A 4,516-nucleotide genomic window follows, 5' to 3' on the forward strand; every position below is an offset into this window, starting at 1 on the left:
GCTCGCGCCACCCTCTACTACCTGCCACACAGCCCGTACCCGAATCTCCTCCAGTGTCCCATGACTTAACCCTCTGCCGTCTTTCGTTTCCATGAACGGCAGTATATCACAATGTCGCCTTACTTATGAATAGATTAGTATCTCCTTCGCCCGCCTTCGGCAGGCTCAGGATGACAATGGAAAGGTAATCTGGAGTTTACACCGCGCGCTTGCCGCCCCAGAGGATGCGGTGAAGCTGGAGGTTGAGCCGCAGCGGCAGGCCGCTATCAAGTATCCATTGCGCGGTGTCCCGCTCCGCCACCATGCCGGCGGCGGGTGAAATGTTGATCGCGCGGATCCCGGCAAAGCCGTGTTTTTTCACCTGCCGCACGGCCCAATCGAAATCGGCGCGGGAGGTGATGACGAACTTGACCTCGTCCTTTTCGCCGAGATGCTTGAGGTTCTCCCACAAAAAGCTCTTTCCCGCGCCGCTGCCGGGAGTTTTGATGTCGACGATTTTTACCACGCCGTCAGGCAACGCGGAAACATCATATGAACCGTTGGTTTCCACCATCACGGTAAAATCCAACTCCAGCAGCCAGCGGGCCAGTTCGGCGGTTTCGGGCTGGGCCATCGGCTCGCCGCCGGTGATTTCCACCAGGCGGCAGCCGTATTTTTTCACTTCATCGACGACTTCTTCGATGCTCACTTCGCGCCCTTCCTGATAGGCGTAGGTGGTATCGCAGTAGCCGCAGCGGAGGTTGCAGCCGGTGAGCCGCACCAGCACGCACGGCAACCCCTGCCGGGATGATTCCCCTTGCAGCGAATAAAAGATTTCGTTCAGGACAAGGCGCTTGTCGCGTGCCATCGAATATCAGCCTATCACATGAAATGCGGGGAAAGGAGGGGCGGTTTAATCCGTTTCGTGGACCGGATGGCCCTGGCCGGTTTTCCGCTTTTTGCTTCCCTCATCGCTCCCTTCCAGATGCTTCTTGAATTCGGCGTTTTCGAAATAGCGGATGCTGTTTGCGGCCGCGCGCTGTTCCGCGTCTTTTTTGCTCCGCCCGTCGGCGCCGCCAAGCTTCCGCTCTTTCGCCCATACCTCGATTTCAAACCGGCGGGAGTGCGAGGGTCCTTTTTCCGCCACCACGCGGTAATGTGGATCGGCGGCGAAGTAGGTTTGGCAGTATTTCTGCAAAATTCCCTTGTAGTTGCTCGATTCGCGTTCCGGCGGGTGGATGATGATGTCTTCTTTCGCGTGGCGCAGCAGGTAATCCTTCGCTTTCTGGAAACCGCCGTCGAGGAAAATGGCCCCCAGCACAGCCTCGAAAACGTTGGCGAGGATCGAGCTCTTGCGCCGGCCGCCGGTGCGGGCTTCACCCGCGCCGAACAGGATGTATTTTCCCAAGTCGAGCCGCTTGGCGCAGCCGACCAATTGTTTTTCCGAAACAACGTGGCTTTTGATGTCGGAGAGTCCGCCCTCGTTGTAGTGGGGGAACTCCTCATAGATGTGCTCGCAGACGATGAGCCCCAGCACCGAGTCGCCCAAAAATTCCATCCGCTCGTAGTGTTCCTGATCCTTGATCTGGTTTTCGTGCAGATAGGAGGGATGGCAGAGCGCGGTGTTTAGAAGGTTAATATCCTTGAACCTGTAGCCGATCCGGCGCTCGAACTCGTGCAGGATTTTCTGCCGTTCCGCGTCTTTGTTTTTAAGTTTTTTACGGCTAAAAAACAGCATTGCGCTTATATTTTACGCATCACAAGCGTTGCGTTGGTGCCGCCGAACCCGAACGAATTTTTGAGCGCCGCCCGGATTTCCCGCTTTTCGGCGCGGTTCGGCACGCAATACAGGTCGCATTCGGGGTCCTGATTTTCGAGGTTGATGGTGGGGGGCAAAATTCCTTCATGGATGGCCTTCGCGGTGAACACCGATTCAATTCCCCCCGCCGCACCCAGCAGGTGTCCGGTCATCGACTTGGTGCTCGATACCGCCAGCTTATAAGCGTGCGCGCCGAACACCGCCTTGATGGCCTTGGTCTCAAGCGCGTCGGCCATGGTGGAGGTGGCGTGGGCGTTGATGTAGTCGATATCCTCCGGCTTCATCTTCGCGTCTTCCAGCGCTTTTTTCATGCAGCGCTGCGCCCCTTCCCCTTCGGGGGGCGGGCTGGTCATGTGGAATGCGTCGCCGCTCATGGCGTACCCGGTAAGCTCGCAGTAAATCCTCGCGCCGCGCGCCTTGGCGTGTTCGTATTCTTCCAGAATGAGGATGCCGGAGCCTTCCCCCAGCACAAAGCCATCGCGGTCCTTGTCGAACGGACGGCAGGCATGGGCGGGATCGTCGTTGCGGGTGGAGAGGGCGCGCGCCGCCGCGAAACCCGCCACCGCCGTGGGGCAGATGACCGATTCGGCGCCGCCGGCGATCATTGCGTCGGCCTCGCCCCGCTGAATGATGCGGAAGCTGTCGCCGATGGCATGCACCCCGGTGGCGCAGGCGGTGCTGATGCAGCTATTGGGCCCCTTGACGCCGGTCATGATGGAGATGTTGCCGCTGGCCATGTTGGTGATGACCATCGGGATGAAGAACGGGGTCACGCGGCGCGGTCCCTTCTCCAGCAGAACCTTGTGGTACTCCTCGATGGCGGGCAGGCCGCCGATCCCCGAACCGACGATCACGCCCACCCGTTCGGCGTTGGCGTCGTCTATCGTCAGTTTCGCGTCGTCCAGCGCCATGAACGCCGCGGCGACGGCGTACTGAATGAAGATATCCATCTTCTTGATCTCTTTTTTGGGAATCCAAGGAAGCGGGTCGAAATTCCGCACTTCCCCGGCGAAGGTGACGGGGTAGTCTTTGGCGTCGAACCGGGTAATCGGCCCGATGCCGTTTTTTCCGGTTTTAATTCCTTCCCACGATTCGGCGGCGGAATTCCCCAGCGGGGAGATCATCCCCACGCCGGTGACAACGACTCTTCTGGTCATGGAAGGTCAGGATTTCTTTGTCTTGATGTAATCGACGGCGTCTTTCACTTTCTGGATTTTTTCCGCATCGTTATCCGGGATTTCGATGTCAAACGCCTCTTCAAACGCCATGACCAGCTCGGCGGTGTCGAGCGAGTCGGCGCCGAGGTCTTCGATGAACGAGGCGTCCGAAGTAACCTCTTCGGCGTCCACGTCCAACTGTTCGGCGATTATTTCCTTAACCTTTTCTTCAACGTTCATGCTTGCAAATCCTCCTTAAATAAAAAGCGGGTGTATTCTATCATTTTGCGGGACTTTTAAAAGCGGCTTTTTACAATATGGAACAATTCGCCGCCCGCCGCAAGGGGGAATATTTCCGGCCCCGGAAGGCCGCGCCGATATGGTCACTTTATGTGAAGAACCGGGTATAATTAAAGCCTATGGAATTACCGCAGCGCATCAAAACTGATCTGGCCGCCGTCTATGGCAATCGCCTAAAAGGGGTGGTGCTCTACGGCTCGGAAGCGCGCGGAGACGCGGAGCCGGACAGCGATATCGATCTGCTTGTAATTCTTGATGGCCCCATCCAGTTGGGCAAGGAGATTGAGACAATCGTCCATGCCTTGTACCCCCTGCAATTGGAAGTGCTGCGCCCCATTCATGCAATGCCGGTGAGCGAAAAGGATTATGCGGCGGGAGAATATGCGCTCTACCGCAACGCCAAGCGGGAAGGCATTCCCGCATGAGCCTGGAGGCCAACGACCTCTGGCAACGCGGCATTAAATCATTGGAGAGCGCAAAACTTCTTTTGCCCTCCGACCCCGATTCAAGCTCCTCATGTTCCTATTACGCGGCTTTTTATGCCGTTTCCGCGCTTTTCGCCGTGAAGGGCCAAACCTTTAAAAAACACTCCTCGGTGGAAACCGCGTTGCATCGTGAACTCGTAAAAACGGGCAGGTGGCCGGTGGAGCTTGGTGAAATGTACTCCTTGTTGCGGGAGATGCGCGCCGTGGGCGACTACGGAGGCGGAACGCATATTTCGGTGGGTGAAGCGGAAACAGCGGTTGCGCGGGCCGCCCGGATTCTTGAAGCCGCCAGGAAGGAACACCCGGACATCTTCACCGGTATTTGAACAAGGCAAGCTCCAGTACGCCTGAAGCCACGCGGCCACGTTGCGAGACCCCGCTCCTTCGCCGTTTGATTTTTGTTGTCATCCTCGCGAAAGCGGGGGTCCAGTTATATTGTCAAAACTCTCTTTATCTTTCCGGCCCGGTACATCGGCCCAACGGGCCGACTTGCTCAGTGGGCGTGTCATCTTGAATTGCCGACCCGGTCCCCTCAGAATTTCATCGGGGGACTTTCTTAGGGGTTTCGGATATATTATTCAAAGGAGGATCGAAAATGCTTGAAGCTATCAGGGGGCATTATAAAGACGGAAAGGTCGAGCTTTATGAAAAGCCCCATTTGAGGGAAGGAGAGATAATCATCACCTTTCTCAACGCGGAGGGGGTTGGATCGTCCGACCTTAAAGCAAGGGGAATAACAACCGAAGAAGCCGCCGACCTGAGAAACAGGCTCAAGA

7 protein-coding genes are annotated in these 4,516 nt (G+C 56.9%); 3 read left to right on the forward strand and 4 right to left on the reverse strand.

The genetic code is table 11. The annotated features are described in order from the left end of the window. Positions 1–196: 196 nt before the first annotated feature. The 4 genes from HZA03_01460 to acpP are packed head-to-tail and all read right to left on the reverse strand — an operon-like array spanning position 197 to position 3,195. Positions 197–847: a radical SAM protein gene (locus tag HZA03_01460; protein MBI5636616.1), complete on the reverse strand. Its 651-nt coding sequence runs from the start codon at positions 845–847 to the stop codon at positions 197–199. 45 nt (positions 848–892) lie between these two features. Then, a complete protein-coding gene (gene rnc, locus HZA03_01465; GenBank protein MBI5636617.1) occupies positions 893–1,717 on the reverse strand; it encodes a ribonuclease III in 825 nt (274 codons plus the stop codon). A gap of 5 nt (positions 1,718–1,722) precedes the next feature. Then, positions 1,723–2,955 carry a beta-ketoacyl-ACP synthase II gene (fabF, locus tag HZA03_01470; GenBank protein MBI5636618.1) on the reverse strand — a complete coding sequence of 411 codons (1,233 nt, stop codon included), beginning with the start codon at positions 2,953–2,955 and terminating at the stop codon, positions 1,723–1,725. Positions 2,956–2,961: 6 nt separating this feature from the next. Beyond that, entirely contained in the window at positions 2,962–3,195 is a 234-nt protein-coding gene (acpP, locus tag HZA03_01475; protein ID MBI5636619.1) for an acyl carrier protein, read from the reverse strand. 179 nt (positions 3,196–3,374) lie between these two features. On the opposite strand from acpP, the gene HZA03_01480 reads away from it, so the two are divergent. The 3 genes from HZA03_01480 to HZA03_01490 form a co-directional block, all read left to right on the forward strand. Further along, positions 3,375–3,680, forward strand: a complete 306-nt coding sequence (locus tag HZA03_01480; GenBank protein ID MBI5636620.1) for a nucleotidyltransferase domain-containing protein — start codon at positions 3,375–3,377, stop codon at positions 3,678–3,680. Beyond that, on the forward strand, positions 3,677–4,066 hold the full coding sequence (locus HZA03_01485) for a HEPN domain-containing protein (protein ID MBI5636621.1): 390 nt from the start codon (positions 3,677–3,679) through the stop codon (positions 4,064–4,066). Before HZA03_01480 ends, HZA03_01485 begins: the two co-directional genes overlap by 4 nt. Positions 4,067–4,335: 269 nt before the next feature. Next, a partial coding sequence (locus tag HZA03_01490; GenBank protein MBI5636622.1) for a hypothetical protein occupies positions 4,336–4,516 on the forward strand: 181 nt, incomplete at its 3' end.

This window comes from Nitrospinota bacterium (assembly GCA_016217735.1).
In the GTDB taxonomy this organism is placed as follows: Bacteria; Nitrospinota_A; UBA7883; order JACRGQ01; family JACRGQ01; genus JACRGQ01.